Genomic DNA, 24,582 nt, shown 5'->3' on the forward strand with positions numbered 1-24,582 from the left:
ATGCGTGTCGTCATCGCATTAGGCGGCAATGCCCTCCTCAAACGGGGGGAGCCGATGACCGCGGATGTGCAGCGCCGTAACATCAAGATCGCAGCCGACGCAATCGCTCCAATTGCTGCCGAGCACCAGATCGTGATCACCCATGGCAACGGACCCCAAGTGGGACTCCTTGCCCTCCAGGGTGCAGCCTACAAACCGGACGAGGCATATCCGCTTGATGTGCTCGGTGCAGAAACCGAGGGTATGATCGGCTACATGCTCGAGCAGGAGCTTGGCAATCGTCTTCCGTTCGAACAGCCGCTTGCCACATTGCTGACGATGGTCGAGGTCGAGGGCAGCGACCCGGCGTTTCAGAATCCAACGAAGTTCGTCGGCCCTGTATATGATGCGGAGGAGGCAGCAAAAATCCATCAGGAAAAAGGTTGGGTCTTCAAGCAGGACGGCAACAAATGGCGCCGGGTGGTTCCATCTCCTATTCCCAGGCGGATTTTCGAGATTCGCCCGATACGTTGGCTGCTCGACCAGGGAACGATCGTGATCTGCGCCGGGGGCGGCGGTATCCCAACCATGTACGAACGAGACAAGGAGCGGGTGCTCGGGGGCGTCGAGGCGGTCATCGACAAGGACCTTTGCTCAGCGCTGCTTGCACGCGAGCTCTCGGCGGATCTGCTCATAATGGCGACCGACGCGGAAGCCGTGTTCACCGACTGGGGAACAGCCGAGCAGAAGGCGATATTTAAGACGAATCCGGAGAAGCTTGGAGCCTATTCTTTTCCAGCGGGTTCTATGGGTCCGAAGGTGGAAGCCGCCTGCCATTTCGCCAGGCAAACCGGGCAGACCGCCGCGATTGGCGCACTGCAGGACATTGGCGCAATTCTCAAAGGCGAGCGGGGCACCATCATCAGCCCGAGTTTCCCCGACATCACGTGGCATGAACGGAACATGGCGTCCATTGGGAGCTAAAATGAACGACATCGTCCACGACGACTCCGCGGCCCCGCAAGGCGGCCCAACTGCGCCGTCATTGGTCGACGCACTCATACCCTGTATCGCGCTCGTAATCCTTCTGTCGTTTTCCTTCGTACTGTTCGGCAACGATGCGTCATCCGGTCCCAATCAGGTCGCCTTGCTGTTCTGCGGCATTGTTGCCGCGTCGGTTGCCTACAAGAACGGGTTGCCATGGGCCGGCATTCGTCAGGCGGTGACCGAGGGGATCGCAGCCGGACTGCCGGCAATACTCATCCTTCTCGCCGTTGGGGCGCTCATAGGCACCTGGGCGATGAGCGGCACCATCGTATCGATGGTCTATTTTGGGATCAAGCTGCTCAATCCGACCTACTTCTACGCGACGGCCGCGCTTGTCTGCGCTGTGGTTGCGTTTAGCATCGGCAGTTCCTGGACAGTCGCCGGGACGATCGGCATTGGACTGATGGGCGTGGCGGCCAATATGGGACTGTCGCCCGCGATCACTGCAGGAGCCGTGATTTCGGGAGCGTATTTCGGCGACAAGGCCTCACCGCTTTCGGACACGGTGAACCTTGCGACTGCAACGGCTGGTTCCGACATCTACGGCCACATCCGCGAGTCACTCTGGACCTCGATACCTGCCCTTCTAATCTCATTGCTTCTCTTCGCGCTCCTCGGACAGCCCACCGATTTCGACGCCACAGGAGCGCTCGCCAAGATCGATGGCACAGTCAGTGTGTCGCTATGGTCCTTTCTCCCTCTGTTGCTGGTCTTTCTGTTCTCCTTATTCCGATTGCCACCTTTCGTCGCGATCTTCGCGGGCGCGCTCGCGGGTGCCCTTGTCGCTGTCCTGCATGACCCGGAGAACGTCGCGACCTTTGCCGCCGCGCCTGACCTGCCTTTGGGGCTTGCATTGTTCAAGGGCGCCTGGTCGGCACTCGCCAATGGCTACATCTCGACGACCGGCGAGAAGTCCATCGACCTCATTCTGACGCGTGGGGGCATGTCCAGCATGATGAACACGGTCTGGCTCATCATCACGGCCTTGGCGTTTGGCGCAGTGGTGGAGTACGCGGGCTTGCTGAAGCGACTGGTCGAGCCTTTGGTCGCGCGAACCAAGTCGGCTGCCGGACTCATCTCGACCGTCGTGGGCACGTCAATCCTTTCGAATCTGATAACATCCGATCAGTATATATCAGTCGCCATCCCAGGAAGAGTGTTTGGTCCAACATTCGCCTCACGCGGTTTGGCGCCCGTCATGCTTTCGCGAGTGGTGGGAGACTCGGCGACCGTCACGTCGCCACTTGTGCCGTGGAACAGTTGCGGCGCGTACATGGCCGCGACTCTTGGTATCCCAACTGCCGCTTACGCTGGGTTTTGCTTCTTCAATATTTTGAGCCCATTACTCGCCGTCGCCTTTGGGTTTCTTGGCTGGCGTATAGTGAGGGCGAAGGTGCCAGAGGCCAGGCAGACAAGCCCCGCGCCTGCATAATCCGGATGCTCGAGCACAGCGCAGGCAACGTGAAAACAGCGCGAGTTGATGCAAAACATGCAGCCATGTTTCCTATGATTACAAACTCTTTTGTCCTCTGGACTTGAAATGGAGAAACGCGATGCCGGAACAGAAAGACTTGAATGCGGATACGAGACCCCCAAGCGCAGAGGAGCTTCGCCTGCAGGTCCTCAAGCGCGAGATGGAGGAAATGGACAAGGAGCGAAAGCTAAAGGCGCTGGAGGAGCATAAACACGCCGAATTCGCTGAGGAATTCCTCAAGAAGCATGTCACTGACGCAGAGATCGCAATGGTGCGCCGCTTGGTTGCGAACGCGGTCAAGGACGGCAAATTCGAAGCGATGGTCTATAGTTTCCCCTCCGCACTCTGCACCGACAGCGGTCGTGCGATCAATAGTGGCGATCGAGATTGGCCACAGACGCTCCAAGGCAAAGCTAAAGAGTTCTTCGAGCGGTATCAGACCTACGGCAAGCCGCAGGGTTACAAGCTGAAGGCGATGATCATTAGCTTCCCCGACGGCATCCCCGGTGACGTAGGCTTCTTTTTGAACTGGGCTCCAGACAAGGTCTGAGTCGCAGCCCTACGCTCCACGCCCTTCAAGAGTGCGGGTCCGGCACTTCACAGGACCGAAGCCGCCTCTTCGCGCCAAGCCGACGCTTGACTGGACCGCTGCAACTATCCTTCAGAAAGTGACCCCGGCAAAGCGGGGTTGCATTCAGAAAACGCTCGGCACTGTCCGGCGGATTCTGGTATCTTGGACGAAGCTATCGGGCCGTTTCTGGCGCTTCCCGAGATCAGGTTCCTCGAACTTCACCCGTTCATAGGGGATCGATGAAAGAATGTGCGCGATGCAGTTGATACGCGCCCGCTTCTTGTCGTTAGAAGGGACGATCCACCAGGGGGCATAATCGGTGTCGGTCATGCGGATCATCTCGTCATAGGCACGGGTAAAATCCCACCAGCGGCGATAGGATTCAATGTCCATAGGGCTGAGCTTCCACTGGCGCAGCGGATCGTTGATACGCTGGCGGAAGCGGCGCTCCTGCTCCTCCTCGCTGACATCCAGAAAGTATTTGAGCAGGACGATGCCGCTCTCGATCATCGCCGCCTCGAACCGAGGTGCTAATTCAAGGAACCGCTTGGCCTTCTCCTCGCTGCAGAAGCCCATGACGCGCTCGACACCGGGTCTGTTGTACCAGGAGCGATCGAAGATCACGACTTCGCCGGCCGCCGGAAGCTGCTGAATATAACGCTGCATATAGATCTGCGTCTTCTCCCTGTCGGTCGGCGCCGGCAATGCGACGACGCGGAAGACGCGCGGGCTGACGCGCTCGGTGATCCGTTTGATCACGCCGCCTTTGCCGGCGGCGTCGCGCCCCTCGAACACAATGACGATGCGGGCACCGGTCCTTTTCACCCAGGCTTGGAGATGGGCGATCTCCTCCTGCAAGCGCGCGAGCTCCTTGGCGTAGTCACCATTCAACCGCCTCTGGGCCTCTTGCGTCTCGCTCGGCTCGTTATTCTCCGGGTTCCAGTGGTTGTTCCTCTTTTTGTTGTCCTTGTGTTTGCCCATCCTTCCCTCCGTTACTCTTGGTTGCTTTCGGAACAATTATCCCTGAAGTCGGGCCCTAAGCGGCAGCACCAAGGTTCAAAGGCGAGGAGCGCGTCCTCCATTCCCTCGAAAATCATCGTTCGGCCGATCTTGTCAATGACGCCGGCACGTTCGAGCATGGCGCGGGCACCCGAGCCGAAGCTGACAGCCTGGCGTGGCAAACACTGCGGGAGGACCGCGGCGAGCATGGTCATCGTCGCCACATCCGGTCCGACGATGAGTTGCCGTGAGGGGCCGAAAAGCGCGTAGGCTATCAGCGGAGTGATACTGGCATAGAAGCCGCTCTCGGGAGGAAGACCAGCTATTGCCGGATAAGCGATGGTGCTTGGCAGACCGACGGCGGCAATGGCAAGCCCGGCATAGATGTCACTGCGCAGGCAGCCCTCCTGATAGTTATCGAGCTGTGTAATGAAGGCGGGTCGGGGGAGAAACAGACGCATCCGACCAGCCCCCAGCGTCAATGCCCGGTCAAGACCAGCGTTTGGACGGGCAAGAGCAGGGCCTGCAGCCGGAGGATGGCCGCATGTACGAGCCCGACGGCGTCGATGACATGCAGGTACAGCCAGCGGGTAGTGCTTATCCCTGGAGTATGCAGCTCTTCGTGATTACTCGTGTAGGCATTGGCAATGCAGCTACTGCCGGGCGGGATGCCGGAAAGCTGGCCTTCATAGAGCGGCTCGAGGTACGTCGTCAGGGTACCGGGGCGTGCCAACTGCTGCGCATCGACAAGCTGATCCGTCGGGCGGAATTGGCCGGCGGCAATCACTTCCTGGACTTCGGTGACCACCATCGGGATGATAGTGAAAGGCTTCCCGATGCAGGTTGCTTCCGCGATCATTCCTGCCTTCATCACCTGGGCCTCTATCTGGCCGAAACCGGCGATTAGGCCGATACGCCGTCCGTCAGGCACCAGGATGCCGGCCGAGCGAATCATCGGATTGACGATGTCGCCGGCACGAAGGGTAAATTGCTGAACGGTGCCAGCCACGCCGGCGCGTACGGTCGTTTTGTCCAGTTCCACCTGAGCTTGGGCAAGCGCCGCTTCGGCGCTTGCCTTTTGCGCCGGCAGGAGGGAGGCAATCTTCGTCTCGAGCGTCTGCTTGCTTGAAACAGCCGCAGCAAGCGCGCCCTTGCGACCGTCGGCGGCGACCTGCAACCGCTCTATTTCGCGTCTCGCCACGATGTTGGGGTTGCGCTCGTTCAATTCGACCTGCGTCTCGAGCTCGTTCAGCGCCTGGAGGTAGGCCCCCTCCGCCTGAGCGATCAAGCCGTCGGCGGAGGCGAGCTCACTTCTCGCCACGGTCGTTTCGGCTTCAATTTCCGTCACGCGCCGCCGTGCAGTTTCGAGAGCTGCCTGCTGCTCACTGTTGTCGAGACGGAAGAGCGGAGCGCCGGCCGCCACCTTCTCGTTGGTGGCGACATAGACCTCTGCCACCCGGCCGTTCGACTCCGGCAGGATGGTGATTGTGCGGAAGATAGCGGTAACGTTGCTGGTCGACGGATGAAAGTAGAAGATCATTGTTATCAGCGATACGGTGAGGATCACGCAGGCGGTGATGCCGTAACGAAGCTCGAACCACATCGAATAAAGATTGATTTCGTGGCCGATGCGCTTGCCCTGCACATAACGGCGGAAAAGATAGTCAGGGAAGATGGTGAGCAGCGAGCAAATCAGGAACTCCAGCATGGCTCACCCCCTCCGCTCGATCTTGTCGTCGTGGATCACCGGCGCGATTTCGAGCGGCACCCATTGTGGCTCGCTCATCGACTCCGAAGGGGGAGCTTTCGGCTGAGGCTCGGGCGCCGCCGCTCTTTCTCGCGGCTCGCGCGCGTCCCTATCTTCGCGGGCTTCCCGGCGTGCTATTTTGGCGAGCGAGCGGGCGATCGACCGTACAGGGGAGGCAAAGTCCGGAAACTCGACCATGGCAAGCAACAGCGCGGCGATCCAAAATAGGTGATTGTGAGTGAAGAGTGCAATCAGCCCCAACGCGCCGATGATCTGCAACTGCGTCTTACTTGCGCCGTGCGCCATGTGCTCGGGCAGTGCGTGCAGCCGTAAATACAGAATGCCGACTAGAAAGACCATGAGCAGCACGAACACGATCATCACATTGAAAAGGACGTCCGTCTCCCCCGGCGCGGTGATGAATGGTGGCAAATGACTGGTTGCAGCCGGGTGCAAGGAGTCTTCCATCTCTGCGCTTCCCTTCTTCCGAGCCGGCAAGAACTCAATTGCTGCGGCGAACGCTCAAAGCCAAAGCAGGCAGAGAGATCCATCGTTTTGATTATACAAGCATAATGATACGCGAAAATGTGCGGCTGGCATTGATCGCAGTCAAAATCGTCAAGGGTGACGCTCGGCCTGTTACCACCCCACTATAGTGCATATCACCTCCATCTAGTTCTAGACAGTGGCATCCAGTTGCAAAACATTCGCATGACGTATGCTACGGTATATTACTGCAACTCGGCCGCAGGGGGCGTAGCATCGATCGAATCGGTCGGGCGAGGGGCGGAAGCACTTTGTACATCCGACCGCTCAAGTTGAATTGCAACGAGGCGCGAACAGCGGCCGCTCGCCGGATCGCTCTTTTCTGCTCTTCCAACGAGGGCGCGAGAATGGATAGGGATCCATCCCGAACGAGCCCGGTCCGGGACGACTCGGTCGGTCGACCATCGATCGAGGCGAAGATTACGGAGATCGCGCGGATCGGCATCGTCGGACTGTTCGCCTATTGGTCCCTGACTTTAGTAGCCCCGTTTGCGATCATTCTTATCTGGGCTGCGATCCTTGCCGTCGCTCTTTACCCGGCCTACTTTGCTCTCGCAGTCATGCTAGGACAGCGGTTTCGTTTAGCGGCGGCCCTTATCACGCTGATCTGTCTGGTCATCATCGTCGGCCCGCTTGCGGCCATAGCTGTCAGCTTTGCGGACGGAGTTCAGGCGGCGCTTGGAAGGCTGGACGATGGTTCGCTGCTGGTACCAGTACCGCCGGAAAGTATACGGCATTGGCCACTGGTCGGCGAACGCATTCATGCTGGCTGGAGCATGGCATCGGACAACCTTGAGGCCGCTCTGAGGCACTTCGAGCCGTCGCTGCTGCAGGCGGGGAGCCAGGTTCTGGGCAAGCTCGCAAGCATCGGCATCGATTTGCTTGGTTTCGTGGTTTCCGTCCTTGTTGCTGGATTTCTCTTCAGGTCAGGGGCGCGTCTCGCGGAGACAGCGGAAAGCCTCGCCGACAAAGTGGGTGGGAACAGAGGCATTGGCTTCGTGCGCCTGGCGGTTGCAACAATCCGCAACGTAGCCCGCGGCATAATCGGCGTCGCGTTGCTGCAGGCCTTTCTCTGCGCGATTGTGCTACATCTCTTCAAGGTTCCCGCACCCGGTGCAATCGCCTTTATGGTCCTCATTCTCTGCATTGTCCAGATCGGGCCTGCTCTGGCGTTGCTGCCAGTTATGATCTGGGCCTGGTTGCAGCTGGACTTCGGTCCAGCGCTGCTGCTGACACTTTTGCTCATGCCTCTTCTCATCATCGACAACGTCATGAAGCCGATCCTCGTGGCGCGCGGCCTTTCAACCCCGACTCTTGTCATATTGCTAGGGGTACTAGGGGGTACGCTTTCCTATGGCTTGATCGGCCTTTTCTTGGGTCCGATTATCCTCAGTGTGTTCCACGACTTGCTCATGATCTGGATGCGTCCGGATACGGCGGCGGAAAAGACAATGCCCTCGGCTTCGAAATTGCCGCGTGCAACATGAGCATGTGCCAACAATCTGCTGTCTTTCCTGCAACTATCGTTGCCTCACCTTTCCGGTATTGGTACACCCGCCTCACGCAAACCATCGATGAAACGTTCTTGGTCTTCGGGGCGACGAATTCGTAGGGCGACCTCCTTTCGGATGTTATTGAGGAACCCCGGAACGTTCACTTCCAGCCACTTGCGCTCCTCACGTGCCTGGTCCGACTTGCCGAGCTTTCCTAGAATGGCAAGCAATATGACGCGATAGATCGGATTGGCGCGAAGGTCGGCCAGATGTGCCCAGCGTTCAGCGGCTGCATAATCGCCGCTAATATAGGAGCAGACCGCCAAGGCTGCCTCGAAATATCCCACCGGACCGGGGTTCAGCGCCACGCTCTTGGACACGAGCTCGCAGCCGGGACGCCATTGACCGGAAAGCGCTAGCCGAAAACCATATTCGCCGGCGAGCTCAGTGTCGTTCGGATTGATGGCAAACGCACGCGCGCCGACAGCCAGGGCGGCATCGACTTCGCCACGGAAAAACAAAGTGAGCATTTGCGCCTGCAGAGCCCGGACGTCTTGCGGATCCAGTTCTACGGCCCGCGCCGCCGCCTCGCTCGCCCGCTCCAGCGAGATCGGCGACGATGAGTGGAGGCGATAGCGAAATCGAAGCTCGTCGACGTAGGTCATCGATAAGAGACCCCAAGCTGTCGAATAGTTTGGGAATTCCCGAGTCGCATGCTGAAGGCATTCTTGAACGGACCCGTGCGTTTGCGGGTTCAAATCACTGCGATAGCCGTAGTAAGCCAAGGTGCAGGCATATGCTTGCCAATCGTCAGGAATCGAGTATGAGAACTGTGTCGCGTTTGCCTGGAAGACGACGCCATAGGGTTGGGCCACCGCGGTCGCCACCGCGGCGGCGGCCTTCTCCTGAAGATCGATGATCCTATGCGTTTCCAACCTCTCATCGTAGTTGCTCACCCACACCACCGATCCATCGGACCGATGAACAAGCCGGATACCAAGCCGAAGCCTTTCGCCATCGATTCGGACCCGTCCCTCCAGTGCATAGGCGGTACCGTCGGGCGGCTCCGGAGGGTCTTTTGTTTGGTCATGAGTAACAACGATAATCTCCTTGAACCTAGCGATCCTACTGACGACTTCGTCGGCAAGCCCTCGTGTGATCATGGCTGACTTCGGTGTTCCGGAGAGATCCTCGAACGGTGTGACCACTAGCTTCGGAATGTTTGGCCTAGTACGGTTGCTGTTTGCGGCGTCGTCTGCGGTGATCATTGGAGGGAGGAAAGTGTTGGCGGCAAGACCGCCGAGAGCGAACGCAATCGCCGCAATGGCGCCCCAAATCCATAGCCCCGATGGGCGTTCAACCAAAGAAATCGGTCCCGCGTTCGCGGGAAGGGGGAGAGCCGTCTCGGGTGCTGGGATGGCGCGCCTTTCAAATGTCGGGACGTAGGCGCCTTTCGGTATTCGTATGAGGATCGGGTCGTTACGGCCCGCGACCAGGTAGTAGCGTTCGAGCGCGCGTCGAATACGGCCGGCTTCGATGCGTACGGCCGGATCCATCTGTGCATCGAAAGAGGAGTCTCGGCCGAAGACTTCGGTTGCGATCGAATAGGCCTTTATACGGTCGGAGCGGCCCGCGACGGTCTCCTCAATGACATAGGCGAGAAATTTGCGGGCCCGTTCCGGAGCTTCGAACTCGACGCTGAATCGTATTCGATCGAGTTGTGCAAGAATTTCACCGTCCGAGGGTAGGGTAGCTTTCGGTTCGACCCGAACACCCTGCTGGCCTAGCATTGCCATGTCTGCCTCCAGGGCCACAATGTACGATTGTATTCTACGGCATTGTAAGCTCCCGTATCTTACGTCCACACCCGGCCGAAGCGCAATATAGAGATAAGACGATATATTAAAGTTGTATTTCATTTCAGACCGGAGGGGAGGAGCGAAATGCACACGCGGCCGGAGGAAAAGGAACACGGCTTGGCGGCGGTTTTGCGCCGATTTCCGGCGCGATCATTGCAGATCAGGAAACTGTCTATTAGCGACGAGAGCTTCAGGGGCATGTGCGAGGACTTCGCGGCCGCCGAAAACGCGCTCGCCCACGCCGGTGAACTGCCTATCCATGTTCGCCAGGAGCTCCGCGCTGAATTCGAGAGCTTGGTGGAGAGCCTGGCAGCTGAAATTGAGCAGGCGCTCCGCTAAAGGCCTTCACCTGACGATGAGGTCAATCAAATTTACTGGCATTGTTCCTCACAGCCGTACATCAGAGTCGGCGTGGGCGGCCGGGTTCAGCCGGCAGAACACGTTGGCAGAACACCAGGGTTGCAACAGGATCGCCGCAAGGCATCCGCCACAGGAGACGAGTAATGAATGAGATTCTATTGCCGGCTTCGGGGCAGCGAATGAATTTCGTTCCCAGTGGGCCGCTCATGCATAGGACAGTCGAGTCAAAACCGATCAGCACTTTCGTCGACGGACAGAGCATTTACACTTCCGGCGAAAGGGCCGGTCAAGCCTACCGAGTGGAATTTGGGGCGGTCAGGGTGTACCGAGTGCTTGCGAACGGCCGCCGTCAAATTCTTGCATTCCACTTTGGAGGAAGTTGGTTCGGCTTGCAAACCGGAGACCGACACCGCTCAACCGCGGAAGCGATCGGTATTGCCGGTGTGAAGAGCGTCAGCCTTCAAGAAGATCCGGATTTATGGCAGGGCCTGTTGCCGGTAGTGTTGGAGAATTTCTCGTCTGCTCAAGAACACCAATTGGTAATTGGCCGCCAAAGCGCGATCGAAAGGATTGCGGCATTCTTGATAGAAATGTCCGACCGTTCGGGCCATTCGCACAAATTCGAACTACCGATGCCCCGTGCGGACGTTGGGGACTACCTCGGACTCACAATCGAGACGGTTTCGCGTTCGCTTACAAAGCTAAAGAACAAGCGCATTATCAAGTTGCACGGCGCTCGGGGCATCGAGATCATGGAGTACCTTGTGCTTCAGAATTTATGTCTTTAGCCTGATTGCAATCTTCTTACTGCAGAGGCGAAGGGACCTTAGGCGTCCCGACGTGCAGGAAAGGCTTTCCTACTGCCTTGTGGCAACTGTTACATTCAGTCGTCATCTGGGCAAAATACTCTTGAAATAGTTTGTCATCTTTGTCTTTTATCGAGGTTTCAACCAAATCCGCAATCTTGTGAGTGCTAGCGACTTCCGAATTCGACAGGAGATGAAAACGCGTGGCGTCGATGAATCCTGCCCTGACTTGCCCAAGCTGGTAGCGGGCAAGTATCCAGTTCCTCAGCTTGACAGAATACCAAAGTTTGGAGCGGCCGAGCTCAACTTTTGTCATGATTTCGCGGAGAGTTGGAACGTATCCGGCGGAGTTCTGAGAAGATTTGCCTTCTGCCAAGGCGATTAAACTGTCAGATAGCAGTGCCAGAACGGCAACCGACAGAACCCGTAGCTCTCGCATTTCCTGGTCTCCGGACGTTGTCGCATTCTCGAATACACGTATCGGGATGTGCGCCTATCGGTGAAACCATCAAGCCTCTATGCGCTGTGATCGACTTTGGAAAAGCCTATGATGCTCGCCCTTTGTCGTTACTATTTACTGCTGAAGTTACCCTAGGCCTGCATCATCGTTTGCGTCGTTGACCGTGATCAAAAGGGTAAAAGATTACTGGCGGCAGCCTTTGACTCGGCTCAAGTTCACTGACCCGTTGTCCGGAGGAGCGTACCGTTTAGCCGGTCGAACACTCAATCCGCTGGCTCCATTCCGCTCAGTCCTGAAGTTTGAGCGCCGGATCTCTCGAGAGGGTATGGTCAGCGTGACGGCAATGCCTACAGTGTCCCTGATGGCACCCGCAGCCGGTTGCCAGACCAAGCCTGCTGATCGTCGACGACATCGGTTATCTTCCCGTCATCGCCGCGGCGGCAATCTTCCAGCTCGTCAACGCACGCTATTTACGTGGCGCAATGATCCTCACCTCCAATTGTAGCTTTGCCGAATGGGGCAAAGACTTCGGGATCCCGTCGTCGCTACCGCCCTGCTCGACAGACTCTTGCACCACGCCGACGTCGTTCAGATCGAAGGCTCAAGCTATCGGCTGCGACAGCACGCCGAGCTCAAAGCATGTTCGCTCGAAAGCGCTCATCACTCCGCCGTCCTTCGCACCGCCAACAAAACCAAGAGGCCGGCCACTTAAAAATGGCCATCTCTTCCCGTCATCCGGAGCGGCTTAATTGGGGAATTTTACTTCGGCACTTTTGAGGAAATTTAAGGCGGCATTGTAAGCCCACAGCAGGTCTCTGTGCGATCGATCGAAACCGAGCACCTCTCATTGCCTCAATGAACCGGTTCAAGACCACTCCAAATACTCCCGAGAGGCTAGTTACGGTCTTCACTACTTAGACGAGGATTGCTAGCGGGCCACTTCGAGTGCGGCATGACCCCACCAAAGGTCTTTGAACTGCAATTTTCGAGGTCGTATTTTCAACCAGAGTACATCGAAGTCGACGTCCTATCGCTGGGCGAGACTTTGTCCACGCCCCAAGCGACCTCCTAGCCTCAACCTGACACGCCAGTTAGTCAATAAACTTCCAGGTGCAGGACTAGCCGTGTGAATTCGGGGGGTGGTAGATGGGATTACGCCAGCGGCTATAGATCGACCGGCAGGGTGCGTCTGGCGCAGCTGAAGAACTTTGCATTCGTAGAACAACGTTCCCAAAACCCTGATCTCGGTGAGACTTCCCTACTGGCGTAACGCTATGTGACGTCGCCGCTGCCAGATGAATACTGGGATGCCTGAGAGTAAGAGAATCAGGCCGAAGAGAACAGGTTCCGCCCCGCAGCCATAGAGCGTGAACATAGCGAATGCGAAGGCTATCAGCTCTATAAGCGTGACGCGTGGTACCCTCCGTCCTTCTGAAATGCGAGCGGAAACAAGACTGCTCGCCAGCGCGCAGAAGGCATAGGGCACAACGGCTGTCATCGTACTCAGGCCGACGAACGTGCGGTAAATGGATGCGAAGCCTTCAGAACCTGCAGCCTGAACTAGCACAAGCAATGTGGCAAGGAGTGCAGATACGACAATTCCGGTAGCAGGTACGTTTCGCGGTGAGAGTTTTCCGAAGAACTCTGGAAAAAGTCTATCGCGGGCCGCTGCCATCGGCACTTGGCCCATAAGCAGTGTCCACCCGTTTAGCGCTCCAATAGACGAAAGGACGACAGCAAGCGCAATCGCGAGCTCGCCGGCGGGTCCCCACAGAATTCGGGCAGCTTCTGAAAAAGGAGCGATCGACTTGACCAGTTCCTGTCTGGGGATGAGCCCCATGACTACAATCGTTCCGAGCACATACAGCGTCGCAGCGATCGAAATGCCCAGGATTGTCGAACGCGGTATGGTGCGCTCAGGGTCGCGAACGTCCCCAGCAGGCACCGTCGCGGACTCGAGGCCCAGATAGGCGAACATGGTCAGCGGTGCCAGAGCGGCGCTCGCCTGGAACAGCGGCTGCCCGCTCGGATTAAATTCCGAGAAATGGGAAGTGTCAATGAAAAGCAAGCCCATTAAGGCGACGGCTCCGAACGGAATCATCTTTGCATAGGTCGTCACTTCCGAGAACACGCCGGCTACATGGACCCCGCGGAGATTGACGAGCACAACTGTCCAGATCGCGGCCAGCGTCAACAATACCGCGGTCGCGCGCCCGCGCATGAGAGGGAAGAGATCCACGATTACGCCCGCAAAGGCGAATGCGATCACCGGCAAGGAAGCCCAAATGGATATCCAATAACCCCAGGCTATCAGGAACCCGGCAAAATCCCCGTAAGCCAGACGGGTGTAGGCGTATGGTCCGCCGACCGCCGGCGCCAGGCTCGCGAGCTTGGCAAAAGTCAGCCCGAGGCAGATCGCACCGGCACCCATGACAATCCATATGACGATGGCCAGATTGCCGTACGGTGCGACCGCCGCCGGTGAGAGGTAGAAGCCTGAGCCAACCATGTTGCCTACGATGATTGCGGTGCATGCGGCCAATCCCAGGCTCTTGCCGTTGTGGGGTGTCGACATGGCAAGCCCTTTCGACAGCATCGCTGATCGCGGCGCCTCTCGGAACGGGGTAGAAAGTCGAAACACAAGGCTACCCCTCTCGGAAGCTCTCATGCATTCGTTTCTCTACAATCTCGCGCCTCGGCCTTTTAAGCAAGAGACTAGCCTTTTAACGGCCCGCGAAGGGAGGAGAGACAGGATGCGCGCTTCGCCTTGCCCACAAAAGGCGAATGCGCGAGAATCCATGACTGTGCATGTGCCTTAACGTTCGGCTAACGAGAGTTGTTGCGGAATTCCTGTCGTCAAAACGCTTTTGGGGGGACACGCATGTTCGACGAGCCAAGCTTCCTGCGTATGTCCATAGTTGCCACCGCCGTTGTCGCGGCCTTTGGCATTATCTTCGGTCTGCTGTCCGGTTCCTTCTCCATTGCGTTTGATGGAGTCTATTCGCTCGCCGATGCCGGTATGACGGTAATGGCGCTCTGGGTTTCCAGCCTCATCGCCAAGTCGGCGACTGGCAACACGGTTGCCGGCAGGATGCGTGACCGCTTCACCATGGGTTTCTGGCATCTAGAGCCTATCGTTCTCCTCTTGAACGGCACGCTGCTGATCGTGGTTGCGATCTATGCGCTGATCAACGCCGTCATCAGTGTCTTGCGGGGAGGCCACGAACTGCAGTTCGGCTTTGCGATCGTCTATGCGGCCTTCACAGTCGTCGTCTGCACGATCATGGCGCTGACCGGTGTTCGGGTGAATCGTAAGCTGCACTCGGATTTTATTGCACTCGATGTGAAGGCCTGGATAATGTCGGGCGGCATCGCTTTTGCCCTCCTGCTGGCTTTCCTCCTCGGCTTTGGAGCGCGAGGAACTCCCCTTGGCTGGATCTCCGCCTATGTGGATCCAGCCGTCCTGGCCTTGGTATGCATCGTGATTATCCCATTGCCCATCGGCATTGTGCGACAGGCTTTGTCCGACATCTTGCTCATCACGCCAGAAGACCTAAAGGCGCATGTCGACCGCGTGGCCGGCGAAGTGGTACAGCGTCAGGGGTTCCTCACTTATCGCGCCTACGTCGCCAAGGTCGGACGGGCCACGCAGATCGAGCTGCACTTCATCGTGCCGCAAAACCTGCCGCCGAGAAGTATCGAGGCATGGGATCGTGTCCGCGACGAGGCCGGTGCGGCGATCGGGGGCGAGGGCCACGACCGCTGGCTGACGATCGCCTTCACGGCAGATCTCGAATGGGCTGAGTGAATATGCCCCCGGCCAAGTTTCCCGCGAATTCCTTCCGAACCCCCCGACCATATTAGGCAAGGTTGAAGCACCGCGCGCTGCGGCCATTGATTTTGATTGGAATCAAAGACGGATCAGTACCGCGCGTCTATGTTGAACTTTAGAGCTCAGCAGGGGAGCGTGAGGGACCATGGAGTTCTACAAGGCATTCCCGATAGCAGTCATCGATGAAGACTTTGAAAGCAAGAACGCGGCCGGCCGCGGCATGCGAAATCTGGTAGAAGCGATCGAAAAGGAAGGCTTTCGCGTTGTAGCAGGCCTCACATATGAGGATGCGCGCCGGCTTGTGCGTATCTTCAATACCGAATCCTGCTGGCTGGTTTCGGTCGACGGGGCCGAGGACAGCGCGAAGCGGTGGGAGGTTCTGGCCGAGGTGCTGTCCGCCAAGCGTTCTAAAAACACCAACCTGCCGATTTTTCTTTTTGGCGACGACACAACCGCAGAGATGGTGCCGGCGAACGTGTTGCGACACGCCAATGCCTTCATGCGCCTTTTCGAAGATTCTCCCCAGTTCATGGCCCGGGCCATAGTCCGTGCGGCGCACAACTACCTCGATCGCCTTCCTCCGCCGATGTTCAAGGCGCTCATGGATTATACGCTCCATGGCGCCTATTCCTGGCACACCCCGGGCCATGGTGGAGGCGTCGCCTTTCGCAAGAGCCCAGTCGGCCAGCTCTTCTATGCATTCTTCGGGGAAAACACACTGAGATCGGACATCTCCGTTTCGGTGGGCAGCGTCGGCTCGCTTCTTGATCATGTCGGGCCGATCGCCGAAGGGGAGCGAAATGCGGCTCGCATATTCGGCGCTGATGAGACGCTCTTCGTGGTGGGCGGTACGTCCACCGCCAACAAGATCGTCTGGCATGGCATGGTAAGTCGGGGTGACCTGGTCTTATGCGACCGTAACTGCCACAAGTCGATCCTCCATTCGCTGATCATGACCGGTGCGACGCCGATCTACCTGACGCCATCGCGCAACGGACTCGGCATCATCGGCCCGATTGCGAAGGAACAGTTCACGCCCGAAGCGATAGCGCAGAAGATCGCCGAGAGCCCATTCGCCGGCGAGACGACCGGTACGGTGCGCCTGATGGTGGTGACCAATTCCACTTATGACGGGCTTTGCTACAACGTGGACGGGATCAAGGCATCGCTCGATGACGCCGTGGAAATACTTCACTTTGACGAGGCGTGGTACGCGTATGCCAATTTCCACGAGTTCTATGACGGCTATCACGCAATCTCCTCGGCACAGCCGGCGCGGTCTCAGAAAGCTATAACATTCGCCACCCAGTCGACGCACAAGCTGCTCGCGGCCTTCTCTCAGGCCTCGATGATCCACATACAGAACGCCGAGGCGAATCGCCTCGACATCACGCGCTTCAACGAAGCGTTCATGATGCACACATCGACATCCCCGCAATACGGCATCATTGCTTCGTGCGACGTGGCCGCGGCCATGATGGAGCAGCCGGCAGGGCGGGCACTGGTGCAGGAGACCATCGACGAGGCGATGAGCTTCCGCAGAGCGATGAACAGCGTCAGGAAGCAGATAAAGGACTCCTGGTGGTTCCAAGTGTGGGAGCCCTCCATAGCGGACGAAACACCGAGCGACACTACGGGAGATTGGCTTCTGAAGCCCGGCGAAGCCTGGCACGGTTTCGAGGGACTCGCCGAGAACCACGTAATTGTTGACCCCATCAAGGTCACGATCCTTTCACCCGGCTTGACGGCTAACGGAACAATGCAGGAGCACGGTATACCGGCCGCCGTCGTTACCAAATTCCTGTCCTCGCGCCGCATCGAAATCGAGAAGACCGGACTTTATTCATTCTTGGTGCTCTTCTCCATGGGGATCACGCGGGGCAAGTGGAGCACGCTTATCACCGAACTGATGAACTTCAAGGATCTCTACGATGCCAACGCGCCTCTCACGCGCGCTCTGCCGGAACTTGCGGCGGCGCATCCCGAGGCCTACGGTTCTTTAGGTCTGCGGGAGCTCTGTGAGCAGATCCACGACGTATATCGCAAGGATTGCGTGCCGAAAGCCCAGCGGGAAATGTACACGGTATTGCCCGAAATGGCGCTCCGGCCCGCCGACGCCTACAATCATCTGGTCAAAGGGCGCGTTGAAAGCGTCGAGATCGACGAACTGATGGGGCGGACGCTAGCGGTGATGATTGTCCCCTATCCGCCGGGAATTCCGCTCATCATGCCGGGAGAACGTATCACCACGGCTACTAAATCAATCCAGGACTATCTCGTCTATGCCCGCGCCTTCGACCGCAAGTTTCCCGGATTTGAGACAGATATCCACGGGCTCCGCTTCACGCACAACGATGGTGGGCGCCGCTACCTCGTGGATTGCATCGTCGAGGAGAGGCGCCATGATCCCGCGTGATGTTAAAGCACCGACGGTAGCGATTCCGTTTCATAAATTGCTCAAGGTTGTCGCCATCGTTGACGTGACCAACGCCCAGACAAGGGAGCTGATCGAGCAAATTGCAGCGGCGAATTTCGAGGTCGAGATACGAGATAGTTTCACGCCAGATGTCTCGGAAGACGCATCGGTCGGCGCCTATATCGGTTCGGTGGAAGGCGATAGGATCGATGGCGCTCGCAGATTTGTTCGATCGGTCCGGGAGATCGGTTTCCGCACGCCGTTATGGGCATTGGCAGACTCTCGCGGCATCGCCGATATCGATGCGGTTGAACTGGCCGGCGAGGTCGACGGTTTCGTCTATCTTGGGCAACAGACCCCGGTATTTTATGCCAAGCAGATCATCTCGAGCCTGGTGAACTATGGCAAAACGCTTCTGCCGCCTTTCTTTGGTGGTTTGATGGCATATGACGGGGAGGCGAACGTCGCCTTCGATTGCCCCGGCCACCAAGGCGGCCAGTTCTATCGCAAGTCACCGGCCGGACAAATCTTTTTCAAGTATTTCGGAGAAAGCATCTTTCGTAACGACCTCTGCAATGCCGATGTCGATCTCGGTGATCTGCTGATCCACGAGGGGCCTGCAGTCGAAGCGCAAAAGAATGCCGCCCGGATCTTTGGTGCGGATCGAACCTACTTCATCCTGAACGGCACGAGTACATCCAACAAGGTGGTCACGAACGCTGTCCTCCGCGCCGGTGATCTAGTGCTCTTCGATCGCAACAATCATAAGTCGCTTCATCAGGGCGCGCTCGTCCAGGCAGGAGCGATCCCGATCTATCTGCCGACGGCCCGGAACGCCTTCGGAATGATCGGTGCAGTCGATTGGGAGGCGTGGGATGAGGCAAACCTGCGCGCGCGAATAGCCGACCATCCCCTGGTGGCGGACAAGGCGCGAGCGAATGCCGAGCGACCCTTCCGTCTCGCTTGCATTCAGCTCGCGACTTACGACGGCACCATCTACAACGTTCGCAAAGTCATGGAAAAGATTGGGCACCTATGCGACTACGTCCTCTGGGACGAAGCCTGGATCGGGTACAATGCCTTCCATCCTCTGTTCGAGAATCACAGTCCGATGCGAATTGAGCCGCTCGGACCCGAGATGCCTGGACTGTTTTCAACGCAGTCGGTTCACAAGCAGGGCGCGGGATTTTCGCAAGCTTCGCAGATCCACAAGCGCGACGAACATATCCGCGATCAGCGCCGCTTCATCGAGCACAAGCGCTTCAATGAATCCTTCCTCATGAATGTCTCGACTTCACCGTTCTATCCGCTGTTCGCCTCGCTCGACGTTAACGCGAAAGTCCATGAGGGGAAGGCGGGCGAGATGCTTTGGGACCGTTGCATTGAGCTCGGCATCGAAACGCGCAAGAAGCTGCGCGAGTTCGTTCGCCATTACGAGGCGACTGGTGCTGGACCTCAGGAACAATGGTTCTTCGATCCATTCGTGCCCGATTCCGTGACAATCTCATACTCAAAGCACACGGAAGACGTCGCCGAGGCTCGATGGGAGGATCTTCCGACTGAGGTCTTGAAGCGTGAGCAGCAGTGCTGGCGGTTCCGCCCTGAGGCGTCATGGCACGGCTATTCGGGCTACGCCGACGGATACACAATGGTGGATCCGAACAAGCTCGCTCTGTTGACGCCCGGCATCGACCGGAAGACCGGCGAGTATCTCGACTTCGGCGTTCCGGCGACGGTGGTGGCGAACTATCTTCGGGAGCAGCGCGTGGTCCCCGAGAAGTGCGATCTTAACAGTATCCTATTCCTGCTGACCCCGGCAGAGGACCCGAGCAAGCTCAACACGCTCATCGCCAAGCTGGTCAAGTTCAAGAATCTCTGGGATCGCGATGCGCCTCTCGCGGAAGTTTTGCCGACAGTATGCGCCGCAAACGAAGATCGCTATGCGGGCTACACACTTCGTCAGGTCTGTACAGAGATGCACAACTTCTATCGAGAGGCCGGCATCAAGGAACTGCAGCGATTGTGCTTCCGTGCAGAGAGCTTCCCCGAGCAGGCTATTTCGCCGAAGGAGGCTTACCAAGCATTGGTGGCCAACGAGGTCGACTATGTGGCGCTGGATGAAGCGATTGGCAGGATCTCCGCGACGCTGGCCCTCATCTATCCTCCGGGCATTGGCGTCATTGTTCCCGGAGAGCGCTGGGACGAGAAAGCAAAGCCGATGCGCGATTACTTCCTGGCTTTCGAGGAATCGTTCAACCACTTTCCGGGTTTCAATTATGAGGTCCAAGGTGTGTTTCAAGAAAGAGTCGACGGTCGCATCAAGTTCCATACATACGTCGTGCGCGAGTGACCGCCTCGCAGGGGAGGACTGGGGCCATGTCTGAACACTCAATCAATGTCGCAGCAGCGGCCGCAACGAAGAAGAAGATGAGCCTGATGCAACTAACGTTCATCGTTGCGGTGAACATGATGGGATCAGGGATCATAATGCTGCCAGCTAACATGGCGCAGGTCGGAGCCATTTCCCTCCTTTCCTGGTTGGTAACTGCCGTGGGATCAATGGCGATAGCCTACGGATTCGCTCAAGCCGGCCTGTTCAATCAACGGCCCGGCGGAATGTCGGCTTATGCAGAGGACGCTTACGGCAAGCCTGGTTACTTCCTAGTATTCTTCCTCTATTTTCTATCGCTCGCGGTCGGCAATGTGGCGATTGGTATTTCTGCAGTCGGCTATCTCGCGGGTTTCTTCCCCTGGCTGACGACCACTCCGATTATGACCTGTAGCAGCCTGATTGTCTTGCTGTGGTTGACCACGGTGGCCAACTTCGGGGGACCGCGTGTCACCGGTCGCATCGGATCGATCACTGTTTGGGGTGTCATCATTCCCGTCGGAATGATTTCTATCATCGGCTGGGCATGGTTCAGCTCGGAAACCTTTACCGCTGCCTGGAACCCCAAAGGCCTGACCGTAGCACAAGGCATGGGTTCGAGCATCTCCCTGACGCTGTGGGCCTTCCTCGGGATGGAATCCGCTGCGCAGAACTCCGACGCCGTGGAGAACCCGAAGAGGGATGTGCCTCTCGCCTGCATGTTCGGGACACTTGGTGCGGCCGTAATCTACATTCTCTCGACGACCGTAATCCAGGGCATTGTGCCCAACGCCGATCTCGCCGCTTCGACCGGCCCCTTCGCGCTTGCCTACGCCACCATGTTCAGCCCGGCAATCGGGTCAGTTATCATGGCGCTTGCCGTTCTCGCCTGCCTTGGCTCGTTGCTCGGATGGCAGTTCACCATAGCGCAGACTGCACGAACCGCAGCGGACGAGCGCATGTTCCCGGCTCTCTTCTCGAGAGTGAATGAGATGGGTGCACCGGTAACAGGGATGGTTGTGATGGGTGTCGTTCAGTCTCTGCTGGCGTTGATGACGATCTCGCCGACGCTGAGCGAACAGTTTGCTGCTCTCGTCAATCTCGCAGTAGTTACGAACGTGCTTCCCTACATCATCTCCCTTTCCGCACTCTTCGTCATGATGCGGGCTGCAGGAGTGCCGGAACGCAAGTTCCGCCTGAACGCCGCAATCGCGATTGTCGGAATGCTCTACAGCGTCTTCGCCATCTATGCATCGGGTAAGGATGCCGTTCTTGGCGGCATGCTCGTCACGGGCATTGCCTTTATTACCTATGGCCTCATCGCGCCGAGATTTACGCCTGGCTCGGCGCAACTGCGGGCAGTGTGACCGTCAGAATGTTCGGGAGGATGGAATGATCAAAGTCGCAAGAAGCACGAGCTATCGGAGCAATCGCATTATTGCCGGTGGGCTGTTGGTGGCGACTGTCGCACTAGGTCTGTCGACCGCAGCGCAAGCCCAGACTCTCGACCGTATCCGCAGCGCAGCCTCCGTGAAGCTGGGGTACGATCCCGATGCAAGACCCTTCTCCTTCAAAGCCGAGGGTGAAAATGCCACCGGCTATTCCGCTGCCCTTTGTATAAAGGTGGTCGAGGAGCTCAAGGGTGAACTTGGTCGTGCAGATTTAGCGGTTGAGTGGATTCCGCTCGCGAACGAGGCCGCCTACCAGGCCGTACAAGACGGCTCTATCGATCTGTTTTGTGGAGCGGAACCGGTCAGTCTGACGCGCCGAAAGGAAGTCTCCTTCTCCGTCCCGATCTTCCCCAGCGGAACGGGCGCTGTGCTTAGCACCAGTGCTCCCGTGGCTTTGCGCGAGGTCCTGACCTATGGCCAGCCTTCCGACCGGCCAATCTGGCGAGGTTCGCCGGCCAGGACGCTCCTCGAGCGAAAAACTTTCTCGCCGATAGCCGGGACTACCAGCGAAGGCTGGCTCGCGGAGCGCATCAAGACGTTCCAGCTCTCGGCGACCGTAGTGCCGGTGGAGACATACGACCAAGGGATCGAAAATGTTTTGAATGGAAACTCCAATGTGCTCTTCGGCGACCTGCCCCTTCTGCTCGACGCCGCCGCGCGCAGCGAGAGCTCGGGCAATCTGATCGTCCTGGAGCGCCATTTCACGTACGAGCCGTTAGGCCTAGTCCTGGCGCGCAGTGACGAAGATTTTCGGCTCGTCGCAGATAGGGCGCTGAGCGGAGCGTACCGGTCCGAGGATTTTCGCGCATTCTTCACGGAATGGTTTGGGCCACCGGACGAGTCCATTGTCACATTCTTCCGGCAAACCACCTTGCCAGAATGACGGTTCCAACTGTCACTTAGCAATAAAGCGTAAGAATGCGGCTGTTTCAGCCGGGTTTGGATCCGGCGACAGAGCGCCAGAACCTCTTCTGTTCCTATGTTCTCATGACATCGCCGGCATTTCATAGGTACCGCCCTTGACGGGGAGTGCCCCGATTGTTCGTGCGATTTTGTTTGCCAGCGCAACGGTGGCAACCTTGTACGGTCTTCGCGCCATCAGAGAGACCAGCCAGGCCGGCCTGCCCCACGGCGTGCTAGCTTCAGGATTGATGTCGCGCCTGAGCAACGTTCCTCGATCATCTCGATTCCGAACTGCTGACGGACAAGAATGCTGCCGACTGAAATCAAGGTCGGCCACGTCTTCCGTTATTCTTATCTCTGGCACTTGACGAGCCCTACTACACCCTCTCGATCCGCCGGCTTCGGTACAGCGCCAATCTCGGCCGGTATCCCGGCCAGGACGACCTCACCCCGCAGGCGATCATCGAATGGGAACCCCGAGACTGAACCGCAGACGGCGGCCGGCGAGGAGCCGGGCGCCCACCTTCGCAATGCCGAGAAATCCGGCAAATTTCTCGATTTTCAGCATTTTTCCTGCTAGGGTGCCGGTACTTGGAGATTTGCCGATGAACGTTCATTCCCGCCGTCCGGATCGTTCCTCGGAAGCCATCGAGAAACGGCGCAAGGCCGCCAAACAGGCGCGCGCTGCCAATATCCGGCAGGGTTACGTTCACGATCCTGTCCTCGAGGAGGCGATCGAGCGTTATGTCGCCGGCGACATTACCACCCAAGAACTTCGCAAGGAGATGTTGGGGCGCTTCAAATGTGCTTGAGTTTCAACCGTCGTCCGAGCAAGCCGACTGTATGATCGACGGCTTGTTCGAGAGGTATCGATTGGAAAACGGGCACAAAAAAGCTCCTACACTTACCCTGATGTCCCCGGCGATCCGGGCCGCTCCGGGGTCTTGCGCAACAAACTCGACCTGAAAACACATTCGCGACTCCGGCTTCAACAGCTTACGGCAAAGGAAAGGTATCTGACGAGACATGCGGGAGGGATTTGTTGCCTGGCGCTTGGCGGCGCCGATCTGACCAGCTCGGCCGTATGACGATGCACGTCCTCAATGCCGTGGCACAGCTCGAGCGGACTTGCGGATCGAGCGGACGCAATCGGGTCTCAAACGCTCCGACTGGAAGGCAAGACCCTCGGGCGGCCGTCCTTACTAAAGGCCGAACAGGAGCAGTTCGTCCGGCGTCGAGCTCGCCAGATGCGCGAATGTTCGCCTCTTGCCAGAAAATACGCCGTCAGTTGAATGACCGTCATGCCGACGAGAGACGAGTTCGTCGACCGTTGCCGATTGACCGGTCTCGACGGCCGAGTTGAAGGCCCAAACCCGTTGCACCCACATCGTATCACTGCCAAGTGCAGAATGATTGAATGGAGCCGTTCTTCACGAGCGCGTTGGACGGCTTGTTGCTAGGATGTTCACGTTCTGGGCGAAAGATTGCATAATGTATCGGATGGCTGCAGTGCCGGACATCGCCATTTAAACCCTGGTGCACGCGCTAGGCCGTTCGACTTGTTTTCTCTTCTTTTGACGGCTATATGTAGGTAACTACCTACATGGAGGTGAGTTGTGGGTATTACGACCCTTTCCAGCCGAGAGTTGAACCACGACGTGAGTAGCGCCAAGAAGGCAGCAAAAAGCGGCCCGGTCATCATTACGGATCGCGGCAAGCCTTCCCATGTGCTCATGACCTACAATGAATTTGAGCGCTTGACCGGCAAACACCGCAGTCTTGTCGAGGCTCTCGCCATGCCCGGCCTGTCGGGGATCGATTTCGAGCCGCACCGCGTTGAAATCAGTCCGCGCGACGTGGACCTGTCTTGAGATATCTGCTCGATACCAATGTGGTTTCCGAATTGCGCAAGATCGGTGACGGCAAAGCCGATGCCAATGTCGTCGCATGGATCGGAGCGGAAAATTCTCGAACTGGAGCGGGGCGTACTCGGGGTGCACCGCCGAGACGCCGCACAAGGCGCTCGGTTGCGTTCCTGGCTCGACAGTCATGTGCGTCCGGAATTCGCCGGCCGTATTCTGCTAGTTGACGATGCGGTTGCGACACGTTGCGCCCACCTGCACATCCCCGACCGGCGCAATGAGGCCGACGCGCTGATTGCGGCGACGGCTCTGGTTCACGACATGATCGTTGTGACACGAAACACCAGAGACTTCGAAGGCACCGGCGTTGTTATCGTCGACCTCTGGCAAGGTTGACTGCTTCAGTCTC

General features: G+C 57.9%; 20 protein-coding genes and 4 pseudogenes. 15 read left to right on the plus strand and 9 right to left on the minus strand.

The features are described from left to right. From arcC to ACFHWW_RS24890, 3 genes are all read left to right on the plus strand, one after another. Positions 1 to 963, plus strand: coding sequence for a carbamate kinase (gene arcC, locus ACFHWW_RS24880; RefSeq protein WP_379941448.1), 963 nt, complete (start codon positions 1 to 3; stop codon positions 961 to 963). 1 nt (position 964) lies between these two features. Continuing rightward, positions 965 to 2,458 (plus strand): Na+/H+ antiporter NhaC family protein, encoded by a 1,494-nt coding sequence (locus tag ACFHWW_RS24885; protein WP_379941450.1) that lies wholly within the window; start codon positions 965 to 967, stop codon positions 2,456 to 2,458. A gap of 121 nt (positions 2,459 to 2,579) precedes the next feature. After that, the gene (locus ACFHWW_RS24890) at positions 2,580 to 3,050 is read left to right on the plus strand and encodes a histidine kinase (RefSeq protein WP_275598356.1); all 471 of its coding nucleotides are present in this window, start codon (positions 2,580 to 2,582) and stop codon (positions 3,048 to 3,050) included. A 144-nt stretch (positions 3,051 to 3,194) separates the two neighbouring features. On the opposite strand, the gene ppk2 is transcribed toward ACFHWW_RS24890, so the two are convergent. From ppk2 to ACFHWW_RS24910, 4 genes and pseudogenes are all read right to left on the minus strand, one after another. After that, positions 3,195 to 4,052 carry a polyphosphate kinase 2 gene (ppk2, locus tag ACFHWW_RS24895; RefSeq protein ID WP_379941452.1) on the minus strand — a complete coding sequence of 286 codons (858 nt, stop codon included), beginning with the start codon at positions 4,050 to 4,052 and terminating at the stop codon, positions 3,195 to 3,197. Between the two features lie 134 nt (positions 4,053 to 4,186). Continuing rightward, a pseudogene (locus ACFHWW_RS24900) lies at positions 4,187 to 4,531 on the minus strand (SulP family inorganic anion transporter); the annotation flags it as partial. Positions 4,532 to 4,548: 17 nt separating this feature from the next. Next, on the minus strand, positions 4,549 to 5,778 hold the full coding sequence (locus ACFHWW_RS24905; protein WP_379941454.1) for an HlyD family secretion protein: 1,230 nt from the start codon (positions 5,776 to 5,778) through the stop codon (positions 4,549 to 4,551). Between the two features lie 3 nt (positions 5,779 to 5,781). Then, complete coding sequence (locus ACFHWW_RS24910) at positions 5,782 to 6,285, minus strand: hypothetical protein (protein ID WP_379941456.1); 504 nt, start codon at positions 6,283 to 6,285, stop codon at positions 5,782 to 5,784. Between the two features lie 425 nt (positions 6,286 to 6,710). Here ACFHWW_RS24910 and ACFHWW_RS24915 point away from each other — a divergent pair, with 425 nt between their 5' ends. Next, the gene (locus ACFHWW_RS24915) at positions 6,711 to 7,850 is read left to right on the plus strand and encodes an AI-2E family transporter (RefSeq protein WP_379941525.1); all 1,140 of its coding nucleotides are present in this window, start codon (positions 6,711 to 6,713) and stop codon (positions 7,848 to 7,850) included. Between the two features lie 44 nt (positions 7,851 to 7,894). Here the strand turns inward: ACFHWW_RS24915 and ACFHWW_RS24920 are convergent, their stop codons facing one another. Then, positions 7,895 to 9,652 (minus strand): hypothetical protein, encoded by a 1,758-nt coding sequence (locus ACFHWW_RS24920; protein WP_379941527.1) that lies wholly within the window; start codon positions 9,650 to 9,652, stop codon positions 7,895 to 7,897. Positions 9,653 to 9,799: 147 nt separating this feature from the next. On the opposite strand from ACFHWW_RS24920, the gene ACFHWW_RS24925 reads away from it, so the two are divergent. Both ACFHWW_RS24925 and ACFHWW_RS24930 read left to right on the plus strand, forming a co-directional pair. Then, complete coding sequence (locus ACFHWW_RS24925; RefSeq protein WP_379941458.1) at positions 9,800 to 10,054, plus strand: hypothetical protein; 255 nt, start codon at positions 9,800 to 9,802, stop codon at positions 10,052 to 10,054. A 164-nt stretch (positions 10,055 to 10,218) separates the two neighbouring features. After that, positions 10,219 to 10,863 carry a helix-turn-helix domain-containing protein gene (locus ACFHWW_RS24930; protein WP_379941460.1) on the plus strand — a complete coding sequence of 215 codons (645 nt, stop codon included), beginning with the start codon at positions 10,219 to 10,221 and terminating at the stop codon, positions 10,861 to 10,863. A gap of 16 nt (positions 10,864 to 10,879) precedes the next feature. On the opposite strand, the gene ACFHWW_RS24935 is transcribed toward ACFHWW_RS24930, so the two are convergent. Further along, a complete protein-coding gene (locus ACFHWW_RS24935) occupies positions 10,880 to 11,320 on the minus strand; it encodes a hypothetical protein (RefSeq protein ID WP_379941462.1) in 441 nt (146 codons plus the stop codon). 404 nt (positions 11,321 to 11,724) lie between these two features. On the opposite strand from ACFHWW_RS24935, the pseudogene ACFHWW_RS24940 reads away from it, so the two are divergent. Beyond that, positions 11,725 to 12,090 (plus strand): annotated as a pseudogene (locus tag ACFHWW_RS24940) (ATP-binding protein); the annotation flags it as partial. Between the two features lie 509 nt (positions 12,091 to 12,599). Here ACFHWW_RS24940 and ACFHWW_RS24945 read toward each other — a convergent pair. Further along, on the minus strand, positions 12,600 to 13,916 hold the full coding sequence (locus ACFHWW_RS24945; protein WP_379941464.1) for an amino acid permease: 1,317 nt from the start codon (positions 13,914 to 13,916) through the stop codon (positions 12,600 to 12,602). A 306-nt stretch (positions 13,917 to 14,222) separates the two neighbouring features. Here ACFHWW_RS24945 and ACFHWW_RS24950 point away from each other — a divergent pair, with 306 nt between their 5' ends. The 5 genes from ACFHWW_RS24950 (at position 14,223) to ACFHWW_RS24970 (ending at position 22,291) form a co-directional block, all read left to right on the plus strand. Then, a complete protein-coding gene (locus ACFHWW_RS24950; RefSeq protein ID WP_379941466.1) occupies positions 14,223 to 15,149 on the plus strand; it encodes a cation diffusion facilitator family transporter in 927 nt (308 codons plus the stop codon). Positions 15,150 to 15,318: 169 nt separating this feature from the next. Beyond that, positions 15,319 to 17,589, plus strand: coding sequence for an Orn/Lys/Arg decarboxylase N-terminal domain-containing protein (locus ACFHWW_RS24955; protein ID WP_379941468.1), 2,271 nt, complete (start codon positions 15,319 to 15,321; stop codon positions 17,587 to 17,589). After that, a complete protein-coding gene (gene speC / locus ACFHWW_RS24960; RefSeq protein ID WP_379941470.1) occupies positions 17,576 to 19,939 on the plus strand; it encodes an ornithine decarboxylase in 2,364 nt (787 codons plus the stop codon). Before ACFHWW_RS24955 ends, speC begins: the two co-directional genes overlap by 14 nt. Positions 19,940 to 19,965: 26 nt before the next feature. Then, the gene (potE, locus tag ACFHWW_RS24965; protein ID WP_379941472.1) at positions 19,966 to 21,324 is read left to right on the plus strand and encodes a putrescine-ornithine antiporter; all 1,359 of its coding nucleotides are present in this window, start codon (positions 19,966 to 19,968) and stop codon (positions 21,322 to 21,324) included. 25 nt (positions 21,325 to 21,349) lie between these two features. After that, entirely contained in the window at positions 21,350 to 22,291 is a 942-nt protein-coding gene (locus ACFHWW_RS24970; protein WP_379941474.1) for an amino acid ABC transporter substrate-binding protein, read from the plus strand. A 102-nt stretch (positions 22,292 to 22,393) separates the two neighbouring features. Here ACFHWW_RS24970 and ACFHWW_RS24975 read toward each other — a convergent pair. Next, positions 22,394 to 22,569, minus strand: a pseudogene (locus ACFHWW_RS24975) (IS110 family transposase); the annotation flags it as partial. A 347-nt stretch (positions 22,570 to 22,916) separates the two neighbouring features. On the opposite strand from ACFHWW_RS24975, the gene ACFHWW_RS24980 reads away from it, so the two are divergent. Beyond that, complete coding sequence (locus ACFHWW_RS24980) at positions 22,917 to 23,123, plus strand: hypothetical protein (RefSeq protein WP_379941476.1); 207 nt, start codon at positions 22,917 to 22,919, stop codon at positions 23,121 to 23,123. A 390-nt stretch (positions 23,124 to 23,513) separates the two neighbouring features. Here the strand turns inward: ACFHWW_RS24980 and ACFHWW_RS24985 are convergent, their stop codons facing one another. Next, positions 23,514 to 23,699, minus strand: coding sequence for a hypothetical protein (locus ACFHWW_RS24985; RefSeq protein ID WP_379941478.1), 186 nt, complete (start codon positions 23,697 to 23,699; stop codon positions 23,514 to 23,516). A 228-nt stretch (positions 23,700 to 23,927) separates the two neighbouring features. Here ACFHWW_RS24985 and ACFHWW_RS24990 point away from each other — a divergent pair, with 228 nt between their 5' ends. Next, positions 23,928 to 24,182 carry a type II toxin-antitoxin system Phd/YefM family antitoxin gene (locus tag ACFHWW_RS24990; protein ID WP_338280214.1) on the plus strand — a complete coding sequence of 85 codons (255 nt, stop codon included), beginning with the start codon at positions 23,928 to 23,930 and terminating at the stop codon, positions 24,180 to 24,182. Continuing rightward, positions 24,179 to 24,569, plus strand: a pseudogene (locus tag ACFHWW_RS24995) (type II toxin-antitoxin system VapC family toxin). The gene ACFHWW_RS24990 and the pseudogene ACFHWW_RS24995 overlap by 4 nt, the downstream one beginning before the upstream one ends. Positions 24,570 to 24,582: the final 13 nt, after the last annotated feature.

The sequence above is a fragment of the Sinorhizobium sp. P24N7 genome (assembly GCF_042436655.1).
Taxonomy (GTDB): Bacteria; Pseudomonadota; Alphaproteobacteria; order Rhizobiales; family Rhizobiaceae; genus Sinorhizobium; species Sinorhizobium meliloti_A.